19 protein-coding genes are annotated in these 22,930 nt (G+C 59.7%); 7 read left to right on the top strand and 12 right to left on the bottom strand.

Annotated features, from left to right (window positions below):
- Positions 1 to 375: 375 nt before the first annotated feature.
- Genes ccoP through ccoN form a run of 4 tightly spaced genes read right to left on the bottom strand, consistent with a single transcriptional unit; the run spans position 376 to position 3,576 of the window.
- Positions 376 to 1,332, bottom strand: a complete 957-nt coding sequence (gene ccoP / locus H8F22_RS04410; RefSeq protein ID WP_059181312.1) for a cytochrome-c oxidase, cbb3-type subunit III — start codon at positions 1,330 to 1,332, stop codon at positions 376 to 378.
- Positions 1,329 to 1,529 carry a cbb3-type cytochrome oxidase subunit 3 gene (locus H8F22_RS04405; RefSeq protein WP_027921706.1) on the bottom strand — a complete coding sequence of 67 codons (201 nt, stop codon included), beginning with the start codon at positions 1,527 to 1,529 and terminating at the stop codon, positions 1,329 to 1,331. The genes ccoP and H8F22_RS04405 overlap by 4 nt, the downstream gene beginning before the upstream one ends.
- A gap of 3 nt (positions 1,530 to 1,532) precedes the next feature.
- Entirely contained in the window at positions 1,533 to 2,141 is a 609-nt protein-coding gene (gene ccoO / locus H8F22_RS04400) for a cytochrome-c oxidase, cbb3-type subunit II (RefSeq protein WP_027921705.1), read from the bottom strand.
- Positions 2,142 to 2,151: 10 nt separating this feature from the next.
- Entirely contained in the window at positions 2,152 to 3,576 is a 1,425-nt protein-coding gene (ccoN, locus tag H8F22_RS04395) for a cytochrome-c oxidase, cbb3-type subunit I (protein WP_027921704.1), read from the bottom strand.
- Positions 3,577 to 3,674: 98 nt separating this feature from the next.
- On the opposite strand from ccoN, the gene H8F22_RS04390 reads away from it, so the two are divergent.
- Entirely contained in the window at positions 3,675 to 4,373 is a 699-nt protein-coding gene (locus H8F22_RS04390) for an alpha/beta family hydrolase (RefSeq protein ID WP_059181311.1), read from the top strand.
- A gap of 108 nt (positions 4,374 to 4,481) precedes the next feature.
- Here the strand turns inward: H8F22_RS04390 and H8F22_RS04385 are convergent, their stop codons facing one another.
- From H8F22_RS04385 to acnA, 4 genes are all read right to left on the bottom strand, one after another.
- Complete coding sequence (locus H8F22_RS04385; RefSeq protein WP_059181310.1) at positions 4,482 to 4,949, bottom strand: hypothetical protein; 468 nt, start codon at positions 4,947 to 4,949, stop codon at positions 4,482 to 4,484.
- Positions 4,950 to 5,219: 270 nt separating this feature from the next.
- Positions 5,220 to 6,785: a methyl-accepting chemotaxis protein gene (locus H8F22_RS04380; RefSeq protein ID WP_059181309.1), complete on the bottom strand. Its 1,566-nt coding sequence runs from the start codon at positions 6,783 to 6,785 to the stop codon at positions 5,220 to 5,222.
- A gap of 103 nt (positions 6,786 to 6,888) precedes the next feature.
- On the bottom strand, positions 6,889 to 7,680 hold the full coding sequence (locus H8F22_RS04375; RefSeq protein ID WP_027921700.1) for a CPBP family intramembrane glutamic endopeptidase: 792 nt from the start codon (positions 7,678 to 7,680) through the stop codon (positions 6,889 to 6,891).
- 233 nt (positions 7,681 to 7,913) lie between these two features.
- The gene (gene acnA, locus H8F22_RS04370; protein WP_027921699.1) at positions 7,914 to 10,655 is read right to left on the bottom strand and encodes an aconitate hydratase AcnA; all 2,742 of its coding nucleotides are present in this window, start codon (positions 10,653 to 10,655) and stop codon (positions 7,914 to 7,916) included.
- A 210-nt stretch (positions 10,656 to 10,865) separates the two neighbouring features.
- Here acnA and rlmM point away from each other — a divergent pair, with 210 nt between their 5' ends.
- Positions 10,866 to 11,939 (top strand): 23S rRNA (cytidine(2498)-2'-O)-methyltransferase RlmM, encoded by a 1,074-nt coding sequence (gene rlmM, locus H8F22_RS04365; protein ID WP_007945067.1) that lies wholly within the window; start codon positions 10,866 to 10,868, stop codon positions 11,937 to 11,939.
- Positions 11,940 to 12,060: 121 nt separating this feature from the next.
- Entirely contained in the window at positions 12,061 to 12,312 is a 252-nt protein-coding gene (gene tusA, locus H8F22_RS04360; protein ID WP_007945068.1) for a sulfurtransferase TusA, read from the top strand.
- Here the strand turns inward: tusA and H8F22_RS04355 are convergent.
- A complete protein-coding gene (locus H8F22_RS04355; protein WP_194939788.1) occupies positions 12,309 to 13,718 on the bottom strand; it encodes an MATE family efflux transporter in 1,410 nt (469 codons plus the stop codon). The genes tusA and H8F22_RS04355 overlap by 4 nt on opposite strands.
- 187 nt (positions 13,719 to 13,905) lie before the next feature.
- Between H8F22_RS04355 and pdxB the strand changes: the two genes are divergently transcribed.
- On the top strand, positions 13,906 to 15,048 hold the full coding sequence (gene pdxB, locus H8F22_RS04350) for a 4-phosphoerythronate dehydrogenase PdxB (RefSeq protein ID WP_194939787.1): 1,143 nt from the start codon (positions 13,906 to 13,908) through the stop codon (positions 15,046 to 15,048).
- Between the two features lie 144 nt (positions 15,049 to 15,192).
- Here pdxB and H8F22_RS04345 read toward each other — a convergent pair whose 3' ends face one another.
- Entirely contained in the window at positions 15,193 to 15,372 is a 180-nt protein-coding gene (locus H8F22_RS04345) for a PA1571 family protein (protein WP_027921696.1), read from the bottom strand.
- A 254-nt stretch (positions 15,373 to 15,626) separates the two neighbouring features.
- Between H8F22_RS04345 and H8F22_RS04340 the strand changes: the two genes are divergently transcribed.
- Positions 15,627 to 17,411, top strand: coding sequence for an ABC transporter transmembrane domain-containing protein (locus tag H8F22_RS04340; protein WP_194939786.1), 1,785 nt, complete (start codon positions 15,627 to 15,629; stop codon positions 17,409 to 17,411).
- 69 nt (positions 17,412 to 17,480) lie between these two features.
- Here the strand turns inward: H8F22_RS04340 and H8F22_RS04335 are convergent, their stop codons facing one another.
- Positions 17,481 to 19,409: a transglycosylase SLT domain-containing protein gene (locus H8F22_RS04335; RefSeq protein WP_027921694.1), complete on the bottom strand. Its 1,929-nt coding sequence runs from the start codon at positions 19,407 to 19,409 to the stop codon at positions 17,481 to 17,483.
- Positions 19,410 to 19,623: 214 nt separating this feature from the next.
- Here H8F22_RS04335 and H8F22_RS04330 point away from each other — a divergent pair, with 214 nt between their 5' ends.
- Positions 19,624 to 21,543, top strand: a complete 1,920-nt coding sequence (locus H8F22_RS04330; protein WP_194939785.1) for an ATP-binding cassette domain-containing protein — start codon at positions 19,624 to 19,626, stop codon at positions 21,541 to 21,543.
- A gap of 101 nt (positions 21,544 to 21,644) precedes the next feature.
- Here H8F22_RS04330 and H8F22_RS04325 read toward each other — a convergent pair whose 3' ends face one another.
- Positions 21,645 to 22,082, bottom strand: coding sequence for a universal stress protein (locus tag H8F22_RS04325; protein WP_027921692.1), 438 nt, complete (start codon positions 22,080 to 22,082; stop codon positions 21,645 to 21,647).
- Between the two features lie 104 nt (positions 22,083 to 22,186).
- Between H8F22_RS04325 and H8F22_RS04320 the strand changes: the two genes are divergently transcribed.
- Positions 22,187 to 22,624, top strand: a complete 438-nt coding sequence (locus H8F22_RS04320) for a hypothetical protein (RefSeq protein WP_027921691.1) — start codon at positions 22,187 to 22,189, stop codon at positions 22,622 to 22,624.
- The last annotated feature ends 306 nt before the right edge of the window (positions 22,625 to 22,930 follow it).

Genomic DNA, 22,930 nt, shown 5'->3' with positions numbered 1-22,930 from the left:
CTTTCCATGCGCCGCGTAAGGACAAAATCACCCAAGGGCAAAATGTCGCAGCGGACGAAAATGAGAAGGGGGTCCGGTCAGATGTAACGGGGTGTGTTCAAACGCAACGATCGGGTGACCGACGGCAATTGGCGCGACAGCCGGTATCTACCAGCCTTTGCGGCTTGCCATTGAGCAGAATCGTCGAACACATCGGCTAAAAACGACCTGGAACCGGCTCATGCCAGTCCGCACCGAGCAAGCTTAGACCCGAATCTGGTGAACCGAAAGAAAGAGCGTGGGGAGGGTGCGACAATGGGTCGCAAAGAAGCAGTTGCAAGCTTCAAGCTGCAAGCTTCAAGAAGATCTCGTCGCTTGCAGCCTTTGCTTTTGTCTTTACTTGACGCTTATAGCTTGAACCTTGCCGCTCAACTGCTCATCACCTTTCGAAAGGCTATAAACATAAGCCGCGAGCAGTTGCACCTTATCGTTGCCGAGCAATTCGTTCTGCGCCGGCATATGGCCCTGGCGGCCATGGCGAATGGTCTGTTGCAGCTGCGCCAGGCTTGTACCGTAAATAAAACCGGCCGGGTGCGTCAGATTCGGCGCGCCCATGGCTTCTGTGCCCTGGCCTTTTGCCCCATGACAGGCGACGCAGGTGGTACTGAACAGTTGCTGTCCGGCTTGCAGGTCGGCGCCGCTGTCGGCAGGCAACGGCAGGCCGGCGAGGTCGTGACGCACATAAGCGGCGACATTCTTCACGCCGGTCTCACCGAGGATTTCACCCCAGGCCGGCATCGCGGCCATGCGCCCGCCCATGATCGTGGTTTTGATCGTGTCGGCCGTACCACCCCAGCGCCAATCGCTGTCCGTCAGGTTCGGGAAACCAAATGCCCCCTTGGCGTCCGAGCCGTGGCAGACCGAGCAGTTGGACGCAAACAGGCGCCCGCCCATCTTCAGCGCTTGCGGGTCCTTGGCCACTTCTTCCACGGGCATCGCAGCGAATTTGGCGAAGATCGGCCCGAACTTCGCGTCGGCCTTGTCCATCTCCTTTTCCCATTCGTGCACGCCAGTCCAGCCGTTTTCATAGCCCGGCAGAATGCCTTTCCAGTTGCCCAGGCCCGGGTAAAGAATCAAATAACCGACGGCAAACACCAGCGTGCCGGCGAACAGCATGAACCACCACTGCGGCAGCGGGTTGTCGTACTCCTCGATGCCGTCGAAGCTGTGGCCCATGGTCTGGTCGACGCTGCCCTTGGTTTCGCCCTTGCGGGTGCCGATCAGCAACCAGGTCAGGCCGATCAGGCTGCCGATAGTCAGTACGCAGATCCACGTACTCCAGAAGGTGGTCATGGCCGGGTACTCCTTGTTTCAGGTTCTTGGGTGGCGTCATCGGGTTTCGGTTCGTCGGCGAACGGCAACAGGCGCGCTTCGGCGAATTCCGGGTTGCGCTTGCTGTTGAACACCCACAGCGTCAGGCCGACGAAGGCCACAAACACCACGACCGTGCCTAAGCCTCGAATCATTCCACTGCTCATTTCAACGACCATGGCTCACCTCTTGCTCTTGATGGCAGTGCCGAGCACTTGCAGGTAAGCGACCAAGGCGTCCATTTCGGTCTTGCCCTTGAGCGAAGCGGTGGCCCCGGCGATGTCATCGTCGGTGTACGGCACGCCCAAGGTGCGCATGGCGCGAATCTTGGTTTCGGTGTGGCTGCTGTCGAGCTGATTGGCCACCAGCCATGGATAGGCAGGCATTTTCGATTCCGGCACCACGTTGCGCGGGTTGTACAAGTGCGCGCGGTGCCAGTCTTCCGAGTAGCGACCGCCGACCCGCGCCAGGTCCGGCCCGGTACGTTTCGAGCCCCAGAGGAACGGGTGATCCCAGACGCTTTCGCCGGCGACCGAGTAGTGGCCGTAGCGTTCGGTCTCGGCCCGGAACGGGCGGATCATCTGCGAGTGACAACCCACGCAACCTTCGCGGATGTAAATGTCGCGACCTTCCAGTTGCAGGGCGGTATAGGGCTTCATGCCTTCCACCGGTTTGTTGGTCACGTCCTGAAAGAACAGCGGGACGATCTGGGTCAGGCCGCCGATGCTCACGGCCAGCACCATCAACAACAGCAACAGGCCGACGTTTTTCTCGATTGTTTCGTGTTTCATGGCGGACTCCTCAAGCCATCTGCGCGGCAGCGGCGACGTCGGCAGGCTGCGAGGCCCGTACGGTGCGCCAGGTGTTGTAAGCCATCAGGAACATGCCACTGAGGAAGATCGCCCCGCCCACCAGTCGCACGACGAAGCCTGGGTGGCTGGCCACCAGGGTTTCGACGAAGGAGTAGGTCAGCGTGCCGTCTTCGTTGACTGCGCGCCACATCAGGCCCTGGGCGATGCCGTTGACCCACATCGAGGCGATGTAGAGCACGGTGCCGATGGTGGCGAGCCAGAAGTGCGCGTTGATCAGGCCGATGCTGTGCATCTGCTCGCGACCGAAGATTTTCGGGATCATGTGGTACAGCGCGCCGATGGAAATCATCGCCACCCAGCCGAGTGCTCCGGCGTGAACGTGGCCGATGGTCCAGTCGGTGTAGTGGGAGAGGGCGTTAACCGTCTTGATCGCCATCATCGGCCCTTCGAAGGTCGACATGCCGTAGAACGCCAGCGACACCACGAGGAAGCGCAGGATCGGGTCGCTGCGCAACTTATGCCAGGCGCCCGAGAGGGTCATCATGCCGTTGATCATGCCGCCCCAGCTTGGCGCCAGCAGGATCAGCGACATCACCATGCCCAGCGACTGTGCCCAGTCCGGCAGTGCGGTGTAGTGCAAGTGGTGCGGGCCGGCCCAGATGTACAGGGTGATCAGCGCCCAGAAGTGCACGATCGACAGGCGATAGGAATACACCGGGCGCTCGGCCTGTTTCGGCACGAAGTAATACATCATCCCGAGGAAACCGGCGGTGAGGAAAAAGCCCACCGCGTTGTGGCCGTACCACCACTGGACCATGGCGTCGGTCGCACCGGAATACACCGAGTAGGACTTGGTGAAACTCACCGGCAACTCAAGGTTGTTGACGATATGCAGAATCGCCACGGTGATGATGAACGCACCGAAGAACCAGTTGCCGACGTAGATGTGTTTGGTCTTGCGCTTGGCCAGCGTGCCGAAGAACACGATGGCGTAGGCGACCCAGACGATGGTGATCAGAATGTCGATCGGCCATTCCAGCTCGGCGTATTCCTTGGAACTGGTGTAACCCAGCGGCAGGCTGATCGCCGCCAACAGGATCACCAGTTGCCAGCCCCAGAAGCAGAACGCGGCGATTTTCGGCGCAAACAGCTGTGTCTGGCAGGTGCGTTGCACCGAATAGAACGAACTGGCGAACAGGGCGCAACCGCCGAACGCGAAGATCACCGCGTTGGTGTGCAACGGGCGCAACCGGCCGAAACTGGTCCACGGCAAATTGAAGTTGAGTTCGGGCCAGACCAATTGGGCCGCGAGAAAAACCCCGAGCCCCATGCCGACGATGCCCCACACCACCGTCATAATGGCGAATTGGCGGACCACCTTGTAGTTGTAGGCGGTACTGATAGAAGTGTTCATGGTTCCCCATCCACGGTTCAGCTGAAGTGAAGTCGTCTGCGCAAGGCAATGACGCTCCCTTCGGCCGGAGTTATAGGCAGACTAAAAGCGAGGCAAGCATGGACAAACAGCACAAGGCCGGTATTGACGGGGATCAATGGGCGCAGTGCGTGCAGGATCATGGATGGTTGTGGAATGCGGCTACAGGGCCGGCATCGACGACGTTGATCCTTGCCCATGGCGCCGGAGCGTCGATGGACAGCGAATGGATGAACGACATGGCCGCACGCCTTGCTGCGCTGGGCGTCAACGTGTTGCGCTTCGAGTTTCCATACATGGCGCAACGGCGTGTTGATGGGGGTAAGCGACCACCCAATCCGGCGCCGAAACTGCTGGAATGCTGGCGTGAGGTGTATGCCGTGGTGCGACGCCATGTCACTGGGCGTTTGGCTATTGGCGGCAAGTCCATGGGTGGGCGGATGGCGAGTTTGCTGGCTGATGAGTTGGGGGCGGATGCATTGGTGTGTCTGGGGTATCCGTTTTACGCAGTGGGTAAACCGGAAAAACCTCGGGTCGAGCATTTGGCCGGGTTGAAAACGCGGACGCTGATTGTTCAAGGCGAGCGGGACGCGCTGGGGAATCGTGAGGCGGTCGAGGCTTACACGTTGTCACCGAGTATCGAAGTGTTCTGGCTGGTGGCAGGGGATCATGATTTGAAGCCGTTGAAGGCTTCGGGGTTTACGCATGAGCAGCATTTGGCGACTGCGGCGCAAAAAGTAGCCGAATCTATCTGTCAGATTTTTAGTTTTAATACCTAGCCGGATCTTCATCAGATAAAAAATGAACGTTTGAATAGAGAATCCCCGATGTATCTATCAGGGATTTCTACAATGCGCTGGTAAGGGGAGGAATCCCTGCTGACCGAACTAAATGTTGTCCCGTAATTCGGAGGTCATTTGTATATTTCCTTCTGGATTTAAGTTGTAGCCGTCGCTGGTGAATGTGGCAGCAAAAGTGCCTGATACAGTCCCTTTTTTGGGGTCGAGCTTGATGCGGAGTTTTGCTGTGTCCGCATCGACAATCCTGATCCAATTACCTGGCTTGTCGGGAAGGGAGTGAAAGTGTTGAAAGTTGAGTCCGTTTCCGAGCGTGTACTCTTGCGCAATCAGATCGTCTCCCTTGTAATCGATCCACATTTGGTAGGCGAAATAAGTGCCCTCGGAGCTGTTTCCTACAGACCCCCAGAAGAGCCAGCTGATTTTTCCGCTGGCATGCTGATGTTTAGAAAAACTATTCTGTTCAGATGTTGTTTTATGTGCATTGTCATTCCAGTCGAACAAGTTTTTGGAAGTTATAGATTGTTGTTCTGGCAGTAAAATATCGTGAATAGCCATGGTTCGTCTCCTGCGGTTTATTGATTTGTTAATCAGGTAATTGCCAGGTTGCGAAAATGGTTTTAGCGGGTAATAGGTCTTTCTGCTACTGTCAAAGTTGTCAGTTGTATGTTTTGTTGAATTGTGATGATGGGGGAGGGAGTACATAAATAGCGTATAAAAAACAATTGGTTGAGTTAAAGCTCTTACGTCAAAAGGGACCGCATGGTTTCTACAGACGAAAAAAAACCGGATGTTTGATTTTCCGGTTTTTATTCATCCCTTCAACGATCAGCGATTAAACCGCTCCACCAACGAATACTGCGTATTAGCCGTCTTCGTCAGCTCTTCACTCAACAACGCCGAGTTCTGCGCCTGTTCCGACGTCTGGTCAGCCAGTTGCGAGATGTTGCTGATGTTGCGGCTGATCTCTTCAGCTACTGCACTTTGCTCTTCGGTCGCCGCCGCGATCTGGGTGGTCATGTCGGTGATGTTGGCCACCGCTTCGCTGATCCCCACCAGCGCCTGATCCGCTTCCAGTACCCGCGCCACCCCTTCTTCGGCCTGGCGATGCCCGGCTTCCATGGTTTGCACGGCGGTGCTGGCAGTCTGCTGCAGCTTGGCAATCAGGGCGTGGATCTGCCCGGTGGATTCACTGGTGCGCTGCGCCAGTTGACGAACTTCGTCAGCCACCACCGCAAAACCACGGCCCATCTCCCCGGCGCGGGCCGCTTCGATGGCGGCGTTCAAGGCCAGCAAGTTGGTCTGGTCGGCGATCCCTTTGATCACATCGACCACGCCGCCGATTTCGTCGCTGTCCTTGGCCAGTTGAGTCACGGTCAGGCCGGTTTCACCCACCACCACCGACAGACGCTGGATGGCATCGCGGGTTTCCCCGGCGATGTCGCGGCCGCGACCGGTCAGGCGATTGGCCTCCTGGGTGGCGTCGGCGGTGCGCTGTACGTGGCTGGCGACTTCCTGAGTGGTGGCGGCCATCTGGTTGACGGCGGTGGCCACTTGCTCGGTTTCGACGCGCTGACGTTCCAGGCCGCTGGAGCTGTTGTGCGCCAGGGTATCGGACTGTTTCGCTTGTTCGGTCAGGTGCTCGGCGGTGTCCTGCAGACGGGTCAGGCAGGTTTTCAGACGGGCTTCCTGGCTGAGGATCGACATTTCCAGGCGCGCCTGGGCGCCGCGGCTGTCGGTGTACATCTGTGCGATCAACGGGTCGGACGTGGTTTGCCCGGCCAGGACCAGCAGGCGCTTGAGACCACGCTGCTGCCAGCTCAGCCCCATCAGGCCCAACGGCACCGACAGGCCGGCCGCCAGGGCAAAGCCCCAATGGGAATTCAGCGTCGCACCGATCATGAAACTCAATTGGCTGACCAGAATGAACGGCAGCCAGTCCTGAAGCACCGGCAGCCATTTATCAGTCGATGGAATGGCGGACTTGCCCTGGTTGATGCGTTGGTAGAGCGCTTCGGCACGCTGGATCTGTTCGGTGGTGGGTTTGATCCGCACCGACTCGTAACCGATCACCTGGTTGCCCTCGAACACCGGTGTCACGTAGGCGTTAACCCAATAGTGATCACCGTTCTTGCAGCGATTCTTGACGATGCCCATCCATGGCAAGCCTTGTTTCAGAGTGCCCCACATGTGCGCGAACACGGCGGCCGGGACGTCGGGGTGACGGACCAGGTTGTGCGGTGCGCGGACCAGTTCCTCACGAGAAAACCCGCTGATCTCGACGAACGCGTCGTTGCAGTAGGTGATCACGCCCTTGGCATCGGTGGTGGAAATCAACCGTTGCTGTGCCGGGAAGGTCCGTTCGCGTTGGGTAATGGGCTGGTTGTTACGCATGGCTAATTCAATCCGCAAGGCTTTGAAAGGTTGTCGGCGGTGTCAGGAATTAGTTGAAATTATTTTTCAATAATCAGCGCTGCGTCGCAAAATGAGCATTGCCTCAACCCGCGAGCATCGGATAGGTGAACAGCGCGAAGTGCAGCAGGTTCAGGCCGAAATGGGTGGCAATGGCGGCACCCAAACCGCCGAAACGATAGGCCAGGCCGTACCCGACACCGGCGAGGCTCGCCAACAGCACCCATTGCCAGCCAGCACCCACATGCACCAGGCCGAACAGCAACGACGCGAGCAGCAGGGCGAGGTTTTCGCCATAGGGCAGGTGTTTGAAGCTACGGCTCAGGCCGCCCTGGATGTAGCCTCGGAACAGCGCTTCCTCAACCAGCGTGACTAGCAACAGATTGTTCAGCAGCCACAGCCAGGCCTGGTCTGGCCACTTCGGCGCCCAACTGATCATGCCCAGCAACAGCGCCCCACCCAAGGCCAGTACGGCACACAGCGTCAGGGCCAGGGCGGTGGCGTAAACGCCCAGGCGCCAGGAGCGCCGGCCGACAATCCATGGACATACCAGCAGTAGCCAGAAGCCGATCAGCGGTTTGTCCTGATTCAGGTACATGGAAAACGGCACGGCATCGGCGGTGAGGTATTGAGGGGCGATCGCGCGACCGTTGAAGAACCCGGGGAGCCAGTGCATCGCCAGCGACATGGCCAGGAAGATGAACAGGCCGTGACCGAAGTAACGGACGATCGGGAGTTTTTGCTGGCGGACGGCGGCACCGGCCGCTAACAGCAAGGCGATGGTGATCAAGGCCAGCCAGCTGAGTTGGCCGTAGGTCAAAGCGAGGCTGAAGCCAAGGGAGAGAAGGGCCAGGTAGGTCCATGGCAGGGCGATCATTGAGCATCCTTAATGTGCAAAATTTTGCGGCATACGCCGGCCCCCTGTAGGAGTGAGCCTGCTCGCGATAGCGGAGTGTCAGGCGACATTGATGTTGAATGTACCGCCCTCATCACGAGCAGGCTCACTCCTACAGAGGTTTTGTGTTGGGTATGCAAAAGCGGGGGGATTATGGGCCGTTTGCGGCACAAACAAAAACACCGCCCGAAGGCGGTGTCTTTGTCAGCAGGCCTTTATGAGGCAATCAACTGGCGCAGCACATAGTGCAAAATCCCGCCGGACTTGAAGTACTCGACCTCATTGAGCGTATCGATGCGGCACAGCACGTCGATCTTTTCCTTACTGCCATTTTCACGGGTGATCACCAGCGTCAGGTTCATCCGCGGCGTCAGCTCCACACCGGTCAACCCTAGGATATCCAGGGTTTCCTTGCCGGTCAGGTTCAGGCTCTTGCGGTTCTGATCCAGCTTGAACTGCAACGGCAACACGCCCATGCCGACCAGGTTGGAGCGGTGAATTCGCTCGAAACTTTCCGCGATGACCGCTTTCACGCCCAGCAGGTTAGTGCCCTTGGCCGCCCAGTCGCGGCTTGAACCGGTGCCGTATTCTTGACCGGCAATTACCACCAGCGGCGTGCCTGACGTTTGATAACGCATGGCCGCGTCGTAGATCGGCATTTTCTCCATCGTAGGAATATAGAAAGTGTTGCCGCCTTCCTCGCCGCCAAGCATTTCGTTGCGGATACGAATGTTGGCGAAGGTGCCGCGCATCATCACTTCATGGTTGCCGCGACGTGAACCGTAGGAGTTGAAGTCCCGCGGCTCCACGCCTTTGTCGCGCAAGTACTCACCGGCCGGGCTGTCGGCCTTGATATTGCCGGCGGGGGAGATGTGGTCGGTGGTCACCGAGTCGCCGAGCAGCGCCAGTACCCGCGCCCCGGCGACGTCCTTGACTTCCGGCGGCGGGCCGCCGATGTCGTCGAAGAACGGCGGATGCTGGATGTAGGTCGAATCGTCCTGCCACACATAGGTCGCCGCTTGTGGCACCTGGATGGCTTGCCATTGCTCGTCGCCGGCAAACACTTCGGCGTATTCCTTGTGGAACATCGCCGTGTTGACCTGACTCACTGAATCGGCAATTTCCTTGCTGCTCGGCCAGATGTCCCGCAAGTACACCGGATTGCCGTCCTTGTCATCGCCCAGCGGCTCACGGCTGATGTCGATGCGCACCGTACCGGCCAGCGCATAGGCAACGACCAGCGGCGGGGAGGCCAGCCAGTTGGTTTTCACCAGTGGATGCACGCGTCCCTCAAAGTTGCGGTTACCCGACAACACCGAAGCAACGGTCAGGTCGGCGGCCTGAATGGCTTTTTCAATCGGCTCCGCCAATGGGCCGGAGTTGCCGATGCACGTGGTGCAACCGTAGCCGACCAGCGCAAAACCCAGTTCATCGAGGTATTGAGTCAGGCCCGCTGCCTTGTAGTAGTCGGTGACCACTTTCGAACCGGGCGCCAGTGAGCTCTTGACCCACGGTTTGCGCTTGAGGCCTTTCTCCACAGCCTTTTTCGCCACCAGACCCGCCGCCATCATCACGCTCGGGTTGGAGGTGTTGGTGCAGGACGTGATCGCGGCAATCACCACCGCGCCGTTTTTCAGGCGGTAGGTCTGGCCGTCGTGTTCGTAATCGGCTTCACCGGCCAGATCCGCATTGCCCACCGCGACACCGCCGCCGCCCTCACTTTCCAGGCGTCCTACTTCCTTGCTGGTGGGTTTGAATTGCAGGTCGATGAAGTCCGTGAACGCCTGCGCGACATTGGGCAGGGAAACACGGTCCTGCGGACGTTTAGGGCCGGCGAGGCTGGCTTCGACGCTGGTCATGTCCAGCGCCAGGCTGTCGGTGAAGATCGGTTCCTTGCCCGGCAGGCGCCACAGGCCTTGAGCCTTGCAGTAGGCCTCGACCAGTTTCACCGTTTCCGGTGGTCGGCCGGACAGGCGCAAATACTCCAGCGTCACATCGTCCACCGGGAAGAAGCCGCAAGTGGCGCCGTATTCAGGGGCCATGTTGGCGATGGTCGCGCGGTCGGCCAGCGGCAGGTCGGCGAGGCCGTCGCCGTAGAACTCGACGAACTTGCCGACCACGCCTTTCTTGCGCAGCATCTGGGTGACGGTCAGCACCAGGTCGGTGGCGGTGATGCCTTCCTTGAGTTTGCCGGTGAGTTTGAAACCGATGACTTCCGGAATCAGCATCGACACCGGTTGGCCGAGCATCGCCGCTTCCGCTTCGATCCCGCCAACCCCCCAGCCGAGCACGCCGAGGCCGTTGATCATGGTGGTGTGGGAGTCGGTGCCGACCAGTGTATCGGGGAAAGCGTAGGTGCGGCCATCCTCGTCCTTGGTCCAGACCGTGCGTCCGAGGTATTCAAGGTTGACCTGGTGGCAGATCCCGGTGCCCGGCGGCACCACGCTGAAGTTGTGGAAGGCGCTCTGGCCCCAACGCAAGAACGCATATCGCTCACCATTGCGTTGCATCTCGATGTCGACGTTCTGCTCGAAGGCGCTGGCACTGGCGAATTTGTCGACCATCACCGAGTGATCGATCACCAGGTCCACCGGCGACAGCGGGTTGATGCGTTGCGGGTCGCCGCCAGCCTTGGCCATGGCGGCGCGCATGGCGGCCAGGTCGACCACGGCGGGCACGCCGGTAAAGTCCTGCATTAGCACGCGGGCGGGGCGGTACTGGATTTCGCGGTCGGAGCGACGCTCCTTGAGCCACGCGGCAATCGCCTTGAGGTCGGCGCCGGTGACGGTTTTTTCGTCTTCCCAGCGCAGCAGGTTTTCCAGCAGCACTTTCAACGACATGGGCAGCTTGTCGAGATCACCGAGGCTTTTGGCCGCGTCGGGCAGACTGAAATAATGGTAGGTCTTGTCGTCGACTTGCAGGGTTTTAAGGGTTTTCAGGCTATCGAGGGACGGCATTGAAATGACTCCTTTGGGTCCGCACGGCGACGGACTGGCGGGACGGACAGAGCTCTTAACCTAGCCCTGTTTGGACGTTAAGGCTAATAACTGGACTCTATGGTTAAGTCCAAGGTTCCGAACTCGGCTATCATGCGCCGGTTTTCGTGACAGGCTTTGCTACAGGGCAAGTTTGCGCATCGATTCATTGCCGATTGCCCAGGAGATTCAATGAACACCCTCTTTATGCATTGCCGGCCGGGCTTCGAAGGCGAAGTCTGTTCCGAGATTGCCGAACACGCCGCCCGCCTGAACGTGGCCGGTTATGCCAAGGCCAAAACCGCCAGCGCCTGCGCCGAGTTCATCTGCACCGAAGAAGATGGCGCCGAGCGCCTGATGCGTGGCCAGCGTTTCGCCGAGCTGATCTTCCCGCGCCAATGGGCGCGCGGGATCTTTATTGATCTGCCGGAAACCGACCGCATCAGCGTGATCCTGGCGCACATGGCGGACTTTCCGCTGTGCGGCAGCCTGTGGCTGGAAATGGTCGACACCAACGATGGCAAGGAACTGTCGAACTTCTGCAAGAAGTTTGAAGGTCACCTGCGCAAGGCGCTGATGGCCGCCGGCAAACTGGTGGAAGATGCGCACAAACCGCGTCTGCTGCTGACGTTCAAGAGCGGCCGTGAAGTGTTCATGGGCCTGGCCGAGTCGAACAACTCGGCGATGTGGCCGATGGGCATTCCGCGCCTGAAGTTCCCGCGTGAGGCACCAAGCCGTTCGACGCTGAAACTGGAAGAGGCCTGGCATCACTTCATCCCGCGTGACCAGTGGGATGAGCGTCTGCACAGTGACATGACCGGCGTCGATTTGGGCGCTGCCCCCGGCGGGTGGACCTGGCAACTGGTTAACCGCGGCATGCTGGTGACCGCCATCGACAACGGCCCGATGGCCGAAAGCCTGATGGACACCGGTCTGGTGCAACACTTGATGGCCGACGGTTTCACCTTCAAGCCCCGGCAGCCGGTGGACTGGATGGTTTGCGACATCGTCGAGAAGCCGGCGCGCAACGCCGCGATGCTGGAAGAGTGGATTGGCGAGGGGCATTGCCGGGAAGCGGTGGTCAACCTCAAACTGCCGATGAAGCAGCGTTATGCCGAGGTGAAGCGCTTGCTGGAACGCATCGCCGATGGGTTCAAGGAGCGCGGCATTCGGGTCGAGATCGGCTGTAAGCAGCTTTATCACGACCGGGAAGAAGTGACGTGCCACCTGCGCCGGCTGGATGTAAAGAAACCGAAATCCCGCTGATCCACACAACCCATTTGTGGGGAAGAGCTTTTGTGGGAGCCCCCATAGGGGCGGCTGTATGCCACAGATGACCGAAGACCCGGCAATGCGCGACAATGCTGGCCAGTTTCAGGAGTTAATCATGAGTGAAATGCTTGATACGCCGGTAGACGGCACCCTCGACGCCACCGGCCTCAACTGCCCGGAACCGGTCATGATGCTGCACCAGCACATCCGCGACCTGGTGCCCGGCGGCCTGCTCAAGGTGATTGCGACCGATCCGTCGACCCGTCGCGACATTCCCAAGTTCTGCGTGTTTCTTGACCACGAACTGGTGGCGCAGCACGAAGAGGCGGGCACCTACCTGTACTGGATTCGCAAGAAACTCGCTTAACCCGCCGAATGACTGATACGAATCCGCTTGCGTGCACTGCGCGCCAGGCGGATCGACAGCATCAGCGCCGCGCAGCTCAAGCCCACGATCAAACCTTGCCACAGCCCGCTCGGGCCACTGGGTACACCCAGCCAATCGGTCAGGCCCAGCGCGTAACCCACCGGCAAACCAATCCCCCAATAGGCGAACAGCGTCAGGATCATCGTCACCCGCGTGTCCTGGTAACCGCGCAATGCGCCGGCTGCCGTCACCTGGATGGCATCGGAAAACTGGAACAGCGCCGAGTACACGATCAGCATCGCGGCCACTCGAATCACCGTCGGGTCAGCGGTGTAGATCGCTGCAATGTGCTCGCGCAGCAACAGCATCATGCTCGCGGACAGGCAGGCATACGCCAGCGCCGTGCCCATGCCGACGCCCGCGGCGAAACGTGCCTCGCGTGGTTCCTGTCGACCGAGGGCCTGGCCGACCCGCACCGTCACGGCCATGCCGAGGGAGTAAGGGATCATGAACACCAGCGAGCTGAAGTTCAGGGCGATCTGATGGCCGGCGACCACGGTGGCGCCAAGGCTGCCGATCAGCAGCGCAATGACGGCAAAGATGCTCGATTCGGCGAACACCGCGATGCCGATCGGCAGGCCAATGCCCAGCAAGCGCTTGATCACCGACCATTGCGGCCAGTCGAAACGGCTGAACAACTGGCTCGACTGATACGCCGGCGCCCAGCGTTCCCAGCCGGCCATGCCCAGCGCCATCACCCACATCACAATCGCCGTGGCCCAGCCGCAACCGACACCGCCCATCGCCGGTACACCGAAGTGGCCATAGATGAAGATGTAATTGAGTGGAATGTTCAGCGCCAACCCGCACAGGCCCAGCACCATCGCCGGACGCGTACGCCCCAGGCCATCACTGAAGCAGCGCAACACATGGTAGAAGGCGACGGCGGGCAAGCCGCTGGCGATGCCGTGCAGGTATTGCATGCACGGGCCGATCAATTCGGGATCGACCTTCATCATGTGCAGGATCGGCTCGGCGCTGAACAGCATGCCGGTGGCCATCAAACCCACCACCAGGGCGAGCCACAGTGCCTGACGCACAATCGGCCCGATTTCGCTGTGGGTGCCGGCACCAAAGCGCTGGGCGACTTTTGGCGTGGTGGCCAGCAAGGTGCCGGTCATCAGCAGAAACACCGGCACCCAGATGGAGTTGCCCAGTGCGACCGCCGCCAGATCCCGAGGCCCGACCCGGCCCGCCATCACCGCATCGACAAACCCCATGGCAGTGGTTGCCAGTTGCGCGATCATGATCGGCAGCGCCAGGGTGAGCAGGTTTTTCAGCTCCAGGCGAACCCGGGCCGGGCGGGTGAGGGTGGTAGCGGCAAGGCGGTCAGTCACGGAATTCAAAGGCGAAACGTCCAAAGGTGTTGATGCGCAAGGCGATGCATTCTACGCCCTGACGCAGTGGTCAGGAAAAGTCCTGTGTTAGGGATTTGTAATTGTATTTCGGACGTTGCGAGATTCCCTGCGCAATGCTTGCTGGCTCACAAAGGTCATCTCCGCCTACACTGCCGATCCGCCAAAGGAGCCTGCCATGCTGATTGTTGCCGACGAAAATATCCCGCTGCTGGATGCCTTCTTCTCAGGGTTCGGTGAAATCCGCCGGGTACCGGGACGTTCCATCGACCGCGCCACCGTCGAACAAGCCGATGTGCTGCTGGTCCGCTCGGTGACCAACGTCAATCGTGCCTTGCTCGAAGGCAGCAACGTGCGCTTTGTCGGCACGTGCACCATCGGCACCGATCACCTGGACCTGGACTACTTTCAGCAAGCCGGCATCACCTGGTCCAGCGCGCCCGGCTGCAATGCCCGGGGTGTGGTCGACTACGTGCTCGGCAGTCTGCTGACCCTGGCTGAAATCGAAGGCGCTGACCTGACCCGGCGCACGTATGGCGTGGTCGGTGCCGGCGAAGTCGGCGGTCGTCTCGTCAAGGTCCTGCAAGGTCTGGGCTGGAACGTGCTGGTGTGCGATCCGCCCCGGCAGGCAGCTGAAGGCGGTGATTTTGTCAGCCTCGAACAGATCATCGAGCAGTGCGACGTCATCAGCCTGCACACACCTTTGAAGAAGCACGGCGCGCAGTCGACCTGGCATTTGTTCGATAAAAACCGCTTGGGTCAGCTCAAACCCGGCACCTGGCTGATCAACGCCAGTCGTGGCCCGGTGGTCGATAACGCCGCCCTGCGCCAAGTGCTGCTTGAGCGCGAAGACCTGCAAGCGGTGCTCGACGTTTGGGAAGGTGAACCTGAGGTCGACGTGGCGCTGGCGGAGTTGTGCGTGCTGGCGACGCCGCACATTGCCGGTTACAGCCTTGACGGCAAACAGCGTGGGACGGCGCAGATCTATCAGGCGTATTGCGCGTTTCTCGGGCAGCCGGCTCAGGTCAGCCTGAGTGATTTGCTGCCGGCACCGTGGTTGTCGCAAGTGACCCTGCATGCGCAGGCTGATCCGGCGTGGGCGCTGGCCATGCTGTGCCGTGGTGTGTACGACCCGCGCCGTGACGATGCGGATTTTCGCCGCAGTCTTGTAGGCAGTGTGAGCGAACAGCGTGCGGCGTTTGATGTGCTGCGCAAGCATTACCCGTCGCGTCGGGAGATTGATGGGTTGCAGGTGCGGATTGAGGGGGATTCGGCTGAGTTGCGCAGGATTGTGGCGGCGTTGGGGGCTTCGGCTGTATAGAGACCGAGTTGGCCCCATCGCGGGCAAGCCATGCTCCCACAGGTCTTGGGGCGTTCGCTGAATGGGTGGACGACTCAGCACCCTCAAAAATCACCCATAAAAAACCCGGCCAACCAGGGCCGGGTCAAGAAGACGGTGGCTATATCACTCTTGTTCGGCAGGCTTGACTAATCGCTTTTCCAGTTCGCTGCACGCTTTCTGGATCATGTCTTCAGTGATCGGTACTTCACGCCCATCGGCATCGATAATCGAGCACCCCAGAGACTGGTCTGGCTGTGTGCGGATCACTTGAATCTTGTCTTCGCTGCTGTTTTGCAAGGACATGGCCTGTCTCCTCTTCAGGTGTGTGCTTACTTTAGAACCTTCAGGTGACCGGGCTATGACAACTCCCTGCGATCTTTCCCGAACGGCAATGTCAGTCCACCAGAAATTTATAAACGTTGCCACCCGGACTTTAGACCAATAGCGTCTAGGGGCTAGTCGTCGCGGTCATAATTAACCTGACTCATTGTGATTTACAGCGTTCACCCGCTGACCGTGTAGGCTGGCGATATCAATGGCGTACTGGATAACCCTCGATGCTCTCTGCTCGTCACCGCCGCGCGATCCGCCTGACCCTTCGCTTTCTTGCACCGTATCGCTGGCAAGCCTTTGGCGCCTTGCTCGCGTTGATTGTCACCGCCGGCATTACCTTGTCGATGGGGCAGGGCATCCGCCTGCTGGTGGATCAGGGGTTCATGACCCAGTCACCGCACCTGCTCAATCAATCCATCGGCCTGTTCATGGTGCTGGTGGTGGGGCTGGCGATCGGCACCTTCGCGCGTTTTTACCTGGTGTCGTGGATCGGCGAGCGGGTGGTCGCAGACATCCGCCGGCAGGTCTTCAACCACCTGGTTTATCTGCATCCGGGGTTCTACGAAAACAATCGCAGTTCCGAAATCCAGTCGCGGCTGACCGCCGACACCACGTTGCTGCAATCGGTGATCGGCTCGTCGTTGTCGCTGTTCCTGCGCAATCTGCTGATGGTCATCGGCGGAATCGTGCTGCTGTTTATCACTAACCCCAAGCTCACCAGCATCGTGGTGATTGCGTTGCCGCTGGTGATTGCCCCGATCCTGATTTTCGGCCGTCGGGTGCGCAATCTGTCGCGCCTGAGCCAGGACCGGATTGCCGATATCGGCAGCTATGTCTCCGAAACCCTCGGCCAGATCAAAACCGTGCAGGCGTACAACCATCAGGTCCAGGACGAGCAGCGCTTTGCCCTGACCGTGGAACAGGCGTTCGACACCGCGCGTAAACGCATCTTCCAGCGCGCCTGGTTGATCACGCTGGTGATCGTGCTGGTGCTGGGTGCTGTCGGCGTCATGCTGTGGGTTGGTGGCATGGACGTGATCGCCGGGAGGATCTCGGCCGGTGAACTGGCGGCGTTTGTTTTCTACAGCCTGATCGTCGGCAGTGCCTTTGGCACCTTGAGCGAAGTAATCGGTGAGTTGCAGCGCGCGGCGGGGGCGGCCGAGCGGATTGCCGAATTGCTGCGTTCGGAAAATATCATCCAGCCACCGACCACCGGCCTGGTAACCTTGCCGGAGCGGGTGAAGGGCGATCTGGTTCTACAGGATGTGCGTTTTTCCTACCCGTCGCGGCCCGAAAGTTATGCCGTCGATGGCTTGAGTCTGACCATAAACGCGGGCGAAACCCTCGCGCTGGTGGGGCCGTCCGGGGCCGGAAAATCCACGGTGTATGACTTGCTGCTGCGCTTTTACGATCCGGCCGCCGGGCAGATCCTGCTCGATGGCGTGCCGTTGACCCAGCTCGATCCGCTCGACCTGCGCCGTTGCTTCGCGCTGGTTTCGCAAAATCCTGCGCTGTTCTTCGGCAGCATCGAAGAGAACATCCGCTACGGTAATCCGGGGGCAACCCTGGCTCAGGTTCAGGAAGCGGCAAAAATCGCCTACGCCCACGACTTCATTGAGCAAATGCCCCACGGTTACCAGACGCATCTTGGCGACGGCGGCCTCGGGCTGTCTGGCGGCCAGCGCCAACGCCTGGCCATTGCTCGCGCATTGCTGGTGGACGCGCCGATCCTGTTGCTCGACGAAGCCACCAGCGCCCTCGATGCCCAGAGCGAACACCTGATCCAGCAAGCCCTGCCCAGCCTGATGAAAAACCGCACCACGCTGGTGATCGCTCACCGTTTGGCCACGGTGAAAAATGCTGACCGGATCGCGGTCATGGACCAAGGGAAACTGGTGGCGGTGGGGACGCATCAGGCGTTGATTGCGAGCAATGCGCTGTATGCGCGATTGGCGGCGTTGCAGTTTAGTGATGGGCACAACACGGTGATCGACCCGGTTACCGACTAAGTCGAGCACCCCAAAAAAAGCCCGCATCAATCGATGCGGGCTTTTTTTTGTCAGTGGGTCAAAACGGGATCACTGATCATCAAAATACCGTTCATGCCAATCCACCAGCGGCTGTGGCGAGTTGAGCTTCTGCCCGTAGATCACCGAATACGACAGCACGTTCTGCACATACTGACGGGTTTCGTCGAACGGGATGCTTTCCACCCAGACGTCGAAGCTCAGGTGGTCTGCGCCGCGCAGCCACTGGCGCACGCGGCCGGGACCGGCGTTGTAGGCGGCGGAGGCGAGGACGCGGTTGCCGTTGAACTGGGCATGGACCTGGCTCAGGTACGCGGCGCCGAGCTGGATGTTTTTGTCCGGGTCGATCACTTGCTGCGGCGAGGCCAGCGGAATGCTGAACTTGCGTGCGGTTTCCTTGGCGGTGCCGGGCATCAGTTGCATCAGGCCGCTGGCGCCGACGCCTGAGCGGGCGTCGTCCATGAAAGCACTTTCCTGGCGCGTGATGGCGAACACCCAGCTGGAATGCAGGCCGCGTACTTTGGCTTCGCGGACCAGGGTTTCGCGGTGGGCCATCGGGAAGCGGATGTCCAGATCGTCCCAGTACTGCGCCTGACTGATGGTGCGGATCGCCGGGAAATACCATTTCAGGTCATAGGCCAGTTTCGCCTGGGCGACCATTTCGTCACGGTTGAAGTGACGACTGACGTAATACCACTCGCGGCGACCGTCGACGACCTGCCCGCGGGCGTGGAACTCCAGTGCTCGACGTATACCTGGCGTATTGCGCACCTTATTGATGGTGGCCTGGCTGAGTACCAGCGGTTTGTTGAGTAGCGAGTACGGTAGCTGCGAGCGGTCGGCGGCAAGGAAGCCATAGAAATCACGTTCGCGGGCAAGGCTCTTGTACAGCGTCTGCGCTTCCGGGTTTTGTGGCTGCGCCAGCTCAAGGGCGCGGGCCTGCCAGTAGCGCCAGCGGTTGGTGGTCGCCAGGTCCTGTGGCAAGCGGCGAGACAGCTGATAGGCGTCGTCCCAGCGAGCCAGGCGAAGCAGCAGGCGCAGGCGCCATTCGGACACGGTGTTGTCGCGCAGTTCCGGGTCGTACTTGGTCATGACATCAAGCGCACGAGGGTCATAGCGTCGCGCCAGCGTCAGGCCGATTTCCCGGGCGATCGCCACTTTTTCATCGCGAGAGAAGTGCATGCTGCTGGCATAACCGTCGAGCAAGTCCATGGCCTTGTCCGGGTCCTGCTTGGCCAGGCGGCGCAGGCCAAGGCTGACCACGTCGGACATCGGTTCGTCAGCCGGGGTGAAGCGCGAAGGCTGGTTGAGCAGCTCGGGCTTTTGCGCCACATCGATCAGCAGTCGTCCGCGAGGGGCGAGGGTGGTCAGGCCGTTAACCAGGCTGTTGGCCAGTGGATAATTGCGCGCCTGGGCGGCGAGCTTGGCGCGCTCCCAGCGTTTTTGCTCGGTCAGTTGACCTTCGGCAGCCCATTGCCCGAACAACGCGTCGCAGGCGGCGGGCTGGGATTTGCCGGTCAGCCACAGCTTATTGGCGTTGGCATAGCCTTCAGCCTTCTGGTTGTGGCCAATCTGATACTGCGCATTCAGGCAGTCCAGTTCGGTGAAATTGAGCTTGGGATCGTAATACTTGACGAAGGTCGCCCAGTCGCCACGGTCGGCCAGCCAGCGCAACCAACGCAATTTCATCCAGTTGGCTTGCGGCAGGTCACCGTGGTCGGCGAGGAATTTCTCGATTTCGGCATTGCTGGCGGTTTTTAGACGGGCGGTCAACTCGTCATAGGCCAGGTACGGCTCCAGCGGGTAATCACTGAGGGCCTGGCTGTAGCGAAAGTAAGGACCGGTATCGCCTTTGGCCAGGGCGCGCTTGGCTTCATCGTAATATTGGCGCTGGGTGGACAGGTCCACTGCCTGCGCTGATTGAACGGCAGTAGCAGAAAGTAGCAAGCAAGATAAAAGACTGAAAAGGCGACTGCGCATGAGACGTCCGGGCAGAGAAATCATGAGACAAGTGCGGGATTACCTGCACTGAATAATCTGTAGCTTAGCCTTTTGCCAGCAACGGGCGAAAGCTTTGCAGGCCTGTCAGCCCAAGTTCGTAACATTTGTTATGCAGAGTGCTTCGAGAGTGAAATTGCCGGCCTTCTGAAGCCTCAAGTCAGGTAGAATGCGCCCCCGGTTTTTGGAGAAGCTCATGACCCTGCTCAAATTCAGCGATGTGTCCCTTGCTTTCGGCGCTATGCCGTTGTTGGACAAGGTGTCCTGGCAGATCGCCCGTGGTGAGCGGGTGTGCATCATCGGCCGCAACGGCACTGGCAAGTCCAGCATGATGAAGCTCGTCAAGGGCGACCAGAAGCCCGACGAGGGCTCCGTTTGGCGTGCACCTGGCCTCAAGATTGGCGAATTGCCGCAAGAATTGCCGGTGGCCGACGAGCGGACCGTGTTCGACGTGGTTGCCGAGGGCCTGGACGGTGTGGGCGAGCTGCTCGCGCAGTATCACCACCTGAGCCAGAACATCGTCACCGACGCCGACCTGGACAAACTGATGCACGTCCAGCATGACCTCGAAGCCCGCGATGGCTGGCGTTTGCAGCAACTGGTCGACAGTACGTTGAGCCGTCTGCAGTTGCCGGCCGACAAGACTCTCGCCGAATTGTCCGGCGGCTGGCGTCGTCGCGTCCTGCTGGCTCAGGCCCTGGTCTCCGAACCGGACCTGCTGCTGCTCGACGAACCGACCAACCACCTGGACATCGGTGCCATTGCCTGGCTCGAAGAAGCGCTGAAGGATTTCCAGGGCGCCGTGCTGTTCATCACGCACGACCGTTCATTCCTGCAAAACCTTGCGACGCGCATCCTCGAACTGGACCGCGGTGGCCTGATCGACTGGAACGGTGACTACGCCAGTTTCCTGGTGCACAAAGAAGCTTCGCTGGCCGCTGAAGAAACCGCCAACGCGCTGTTTGACAAGAAGCTGGCCCAGGAAGAAGTCTGGATCCGCCAGGGCATCAAGGCCCGTCGCACCCGTAATGAAGGCCGCGTCCGCGCATTGAAGGCTTTGCGCGTCGAGCGCAGCGAGCGCCGTGAGCGCACCGGCAAGGCCAACATTCAGCTGGACACCGCTGACAAGTCCGGCAAGCAGGTGATGGTCCTCGAGAACGTGAGCTTTGCTCACCCGGGTGGCCCGTTCCTGATCAAGGATTTCTCGATGGTCCTGACGCGCGGCGACCGTATCGGTCTGCTCGGCGCCAACGGTACCGGCAAGACCACACTGCTGAAGCTGATGCTCAGTGGTCTGCAACCAACCAGCGGCACAGTGGAAGAGGGGACGCGCATCGACGTGGCCTATTTCGACCAGTTGCGCCATCAGCTGGACCTGGAAAAGACTGTGATCGACAACGTGGCCGAAGGTCGCGACTTCATCGATATCGATGGTCAGAGCCGTCACGTGCTGAGCTACCTCGGTGACTTCCTGTTCAGCCCGCAGCGTGCCCGCACGCCGGTCAAGGCGCTGTCCGGTGGTGAGCGTGCCCGTCTGTTGCTGGCCAAGCTGTTCAGCAAGCCGGCGAACCTGCTGGTCCTCGACGAACCGACCAACGACCTCGATGTTGAAACCCTCGAACTGCTGGAAGAGGTCTTGCTGACCTTCAACGGCACCGTGCTGATGGTCAGTCACGACCGGGCATTCCTCGACAACGTGGTCACCAGCACCCTGGTCTTCGAAGGTGAAGGCAAGGTTCGCGAGTACGTCGGTGGTTATCAGGACTGGCTGCGTCAGGGCGGTTCGCCGCGCCTGCTGGGCGTGACCGAGAGCAAATCCGGCAAGGCCGACCTGACCTCCGCGGTTGTAACGGCGCAGGCAGCACCTGTCGTTGCAGCTGCTGAAGCGCCGGTGGCTAAGAAGAAGCTTAGCTACAAGCATCAGCGTGAGCTGGAAATGCTGCCGGCTCAGATCGAAGCCATGGAACAGCAGATTACGGCGGTTGAAGCGCAAATGGCCGATGCCGGTTTCTATCAGCGTCCTGCTGCCGAGACGGCCGCGGTGATTGCGCAGCTGGAGCAGTTGCAGGCCGAGCTGGACGTGATGGTCGAGCGCTGGGCCGAGCTGGATGCCTGATTGATCCCGTAACAAAAAAAGCCCGGCGTTCAGTGATGAGCGTCGGGCTTTTCATATGTAACGCGAGCTACAGGCTGATGCAGATCAAATGTGGGAGCGTTTCAGCGTTTGATCAGATGTACCGCCAGTACGTCGCAAGGTGCACCGTGCAGCACATCATTGGCGGTCGACCCGAGCAGCAGCGCCAGGCCATGGCGGCCATGGCTGCCGACCACGATCAGGTCGCAGTGGTTTTCCTTGGCGAAATGATGGATTTCCTGGCGTGGCTGGCCATAGGTCAGGTGGCAGTTGGCACCTTCAAGCTCTGCGTATTTGGCTTTCAGGCGCTCTAGGCGCTCCTTGGCCTGATCGAACTGCTGTTGTTGCAGTTGTGACAGGTCCATCGGCACGTCGCCACCAAAGGCCATGGCCATTGGCTCGACAATGTGCACCAGGGACAATTTCGCCCCGTTGCTCACCGCCAGCTCGCGAGCGCGGTGGATTACAGGGTCGCACTCTTCGGTTAGATCTACAGCGACCAGAATATGGTTGTAGGGCATGAGGTGCTCCTCCTGAGGATTGCAATATTGGTAAGTATGGCTGGTTTCAAGCGCAATGGTTCCAGAGTGACCCAAAGCGCCCATCAAGAATCGGGAGTACAGATATGACGGTCTGGATAGTGGTGTCAATCCTGCTGGTGGTGCTGAGTCCGCTGGCATGGTTGCGACCGTCACGTGGTCAGAGCGGGCGCATGGCCCTGCGCATGGAGGCACGACGCATGGGCCTGGCCATGCAGCTGGCGCCTCAGGAATGGCCGCACTGGCTGAGCCAGGAGCCGCCGAGCCCGTGTGCGCAGTACCATCGGCCACGCCGTGGCAATCAGCCTGCATGCTGGAGCTACTGGCAAAAATCACCAGGCGTATGGGTGAATCAGTGGCAGGAGGTTTGCGAGGATCGAGCGTTGCTCAATCATTTTGAAAAATTGCCAGCCAACGTCTACAAGATCGAGGCGGACAAGCAAATGGTTACCTTGTATTGGGGCGAGAAGGGCGAGGCGACTGTTTTGCAGGACATTGACGCGGTGCTGAAAGCGCTGGCGTAAAGTAAGGATATTTCGCGCTGCAATGGCGCGACGGGTCTGACAGACAGGCAATAAAAAGCCCGACATCATCATCGGGCTGGGGTTGGCCAGGCAGGCCGGTAATTCGCTGTAGGGCTGATCTTACGCCGGACATTCACCCAGCGCGTTCATCTTTTTTCTTCAGGTTCATGCCAGCGTAGCTTGTTAAACGCGGGCTGCAGCGAATTAGGGCGACTTTTCTAACTATTGATTCTATGAATGAGTTCACATGCATCTGCGTGTTGAAGATCTTCGCAGTACGGAAGTGACCGCAAAGTCGCGTTTCAA

It is taken from the genome of Pseudomonas mucoides, from assembly GCF_015461845.1.
GTDB classification, from domain to species: Bacteria; Pseudomonadota; Gammaproteobacteria; order Pseudomonadales; family Pseudomonadaceae; genus Aquipseudomonas; species Aquipseudomonas mucoides.
Note: the sequence above shows the minus strand (reverse complement) of the source record. Positions and strands in the feature narration are given on the sequence as shown.

Bases quoted from the DNA above. Each gene is read 5' to 3' on its own strand.
- H8F22_RS04375 (WP_027921700.1), bottom strand. From the start codon at position 7,680: ATGATCGCCCTGCCATGGACCTACCTGGCCCTTCTCTCCCTTGGCTTC.
- ccoO (WP_027921705.1), bottom strand. From the start codon at position 2,141: ATGAAACACGAAACAATCGAGAAAAACGTCGGCCTGTTGCTGTTGTTG.
- rlmM (WP_007945067.1), top strand. From the start codon at position 10,866: ATGAACACCCTCTTTATGCATTGCCGGCCGGGCTTCGAAGGCGAAGTC.
- ccoP (WP_059181312.1), bottom strand. From the start codon at position 1,332: ATGACCACCTTCTGGAGTACGTGGATCTGCGTACTGACTATCGGCAGC.
- H8F22_RS04405 (WP_027921706.1), bottom strand. From the start codon at position 1,529: ATGGTCGTTGAAATGAGCAGTGGAATGATTCGAGGCTTAGGCACGGTC.
- H8F22_RS04380 (WP_059181309.1), bottom strand. From the start codon at position 6,785: ATGCGTAACAACCAGCCCATTACCCAACGCGAACGGACCTTCCCGGCA.
- H8F22_RS04345 (WP_027921696.1), bottom strand. From the start codon at position 15,372: ATGTCCTTGCAAAACAGCAGCGAAGACAAGATTCAAGTGATCCGCACA.
- H8F22_RS04325 (WP_027921692.1), bottom strand. From the start codon at position 22,082: ATGCCCTACAACCATATTCTGGTCGCTGTAGATCTAACCGAAGAGTGC.
- H8F22_RS04335 (WP_027921694.1), bottom strand. From the start codon at position 19,409: ATGCGCAGTCGCCTTTTCAGTCTTTTATCTTGCTTGCTACTTTCTGCT.
- pdxB (WP_194939787.1), top strand. From the start codon at position 13,906: ATGCTGATTGTTGCCGACGAAAATATCCCGCTGCTGGATGCCTTCTTC.
- tusA (WP_007945068.1), top strand. From the start codon at position 12,061: ATGAGTGAAATGCTTGATACGCCGGTAGACGGCACCCTCGACGCCACC.
- H8F22_RS04320 (WP_027921691.1), top strand. From the start codon at position 22,187: ATGACGGTCTGGATAGTGGTGTCAATCCTGCTGGTGGTGCTGAGTCCG.
- ccoN (WP_027921704.1), bottom strand. From the start codon at position 3,576: ATGAACACTTCTATCAGTACCGCCTACAACTACAAGGTGGTCCGCCAA.
- H8F22_RS04340 (WP_194939786.1), top strand. From the start codon at position 15,627: ATGCTCTCTGCTCGTCACCGCCGCGCGATCCGCCTGACCCTTCGCTTT.
- H8F22_RS04385 (WP_059181310.1), bottom strand. From the start codon at position 4,949: ATGGCTATTCACGATATTTTACTGCCAGAACAACAATCTATAACTTCC.
- H8F22_RS04390 (WP_059181311.1), top strand. From the start codon at position 3,675: ATGGACAAACAGCACAAGGCCGGTATTGACGGGGATCAATGGGCGCAG.
- H8F22_RS04330 (WP_194939785.1), top strand. From the start codon at position 19,624: ATGACCCTGCTCAAATTCAGCGATGTGTCCCTTGCTTTCGGCGCTATG.
- acnA (WP_027921699.1), bottom strand. From the start codon at position 10,655: ATGCCGTCCCTCGATAGCCTGAAAACCCTTAAAACCCTGCAAGTCGAC.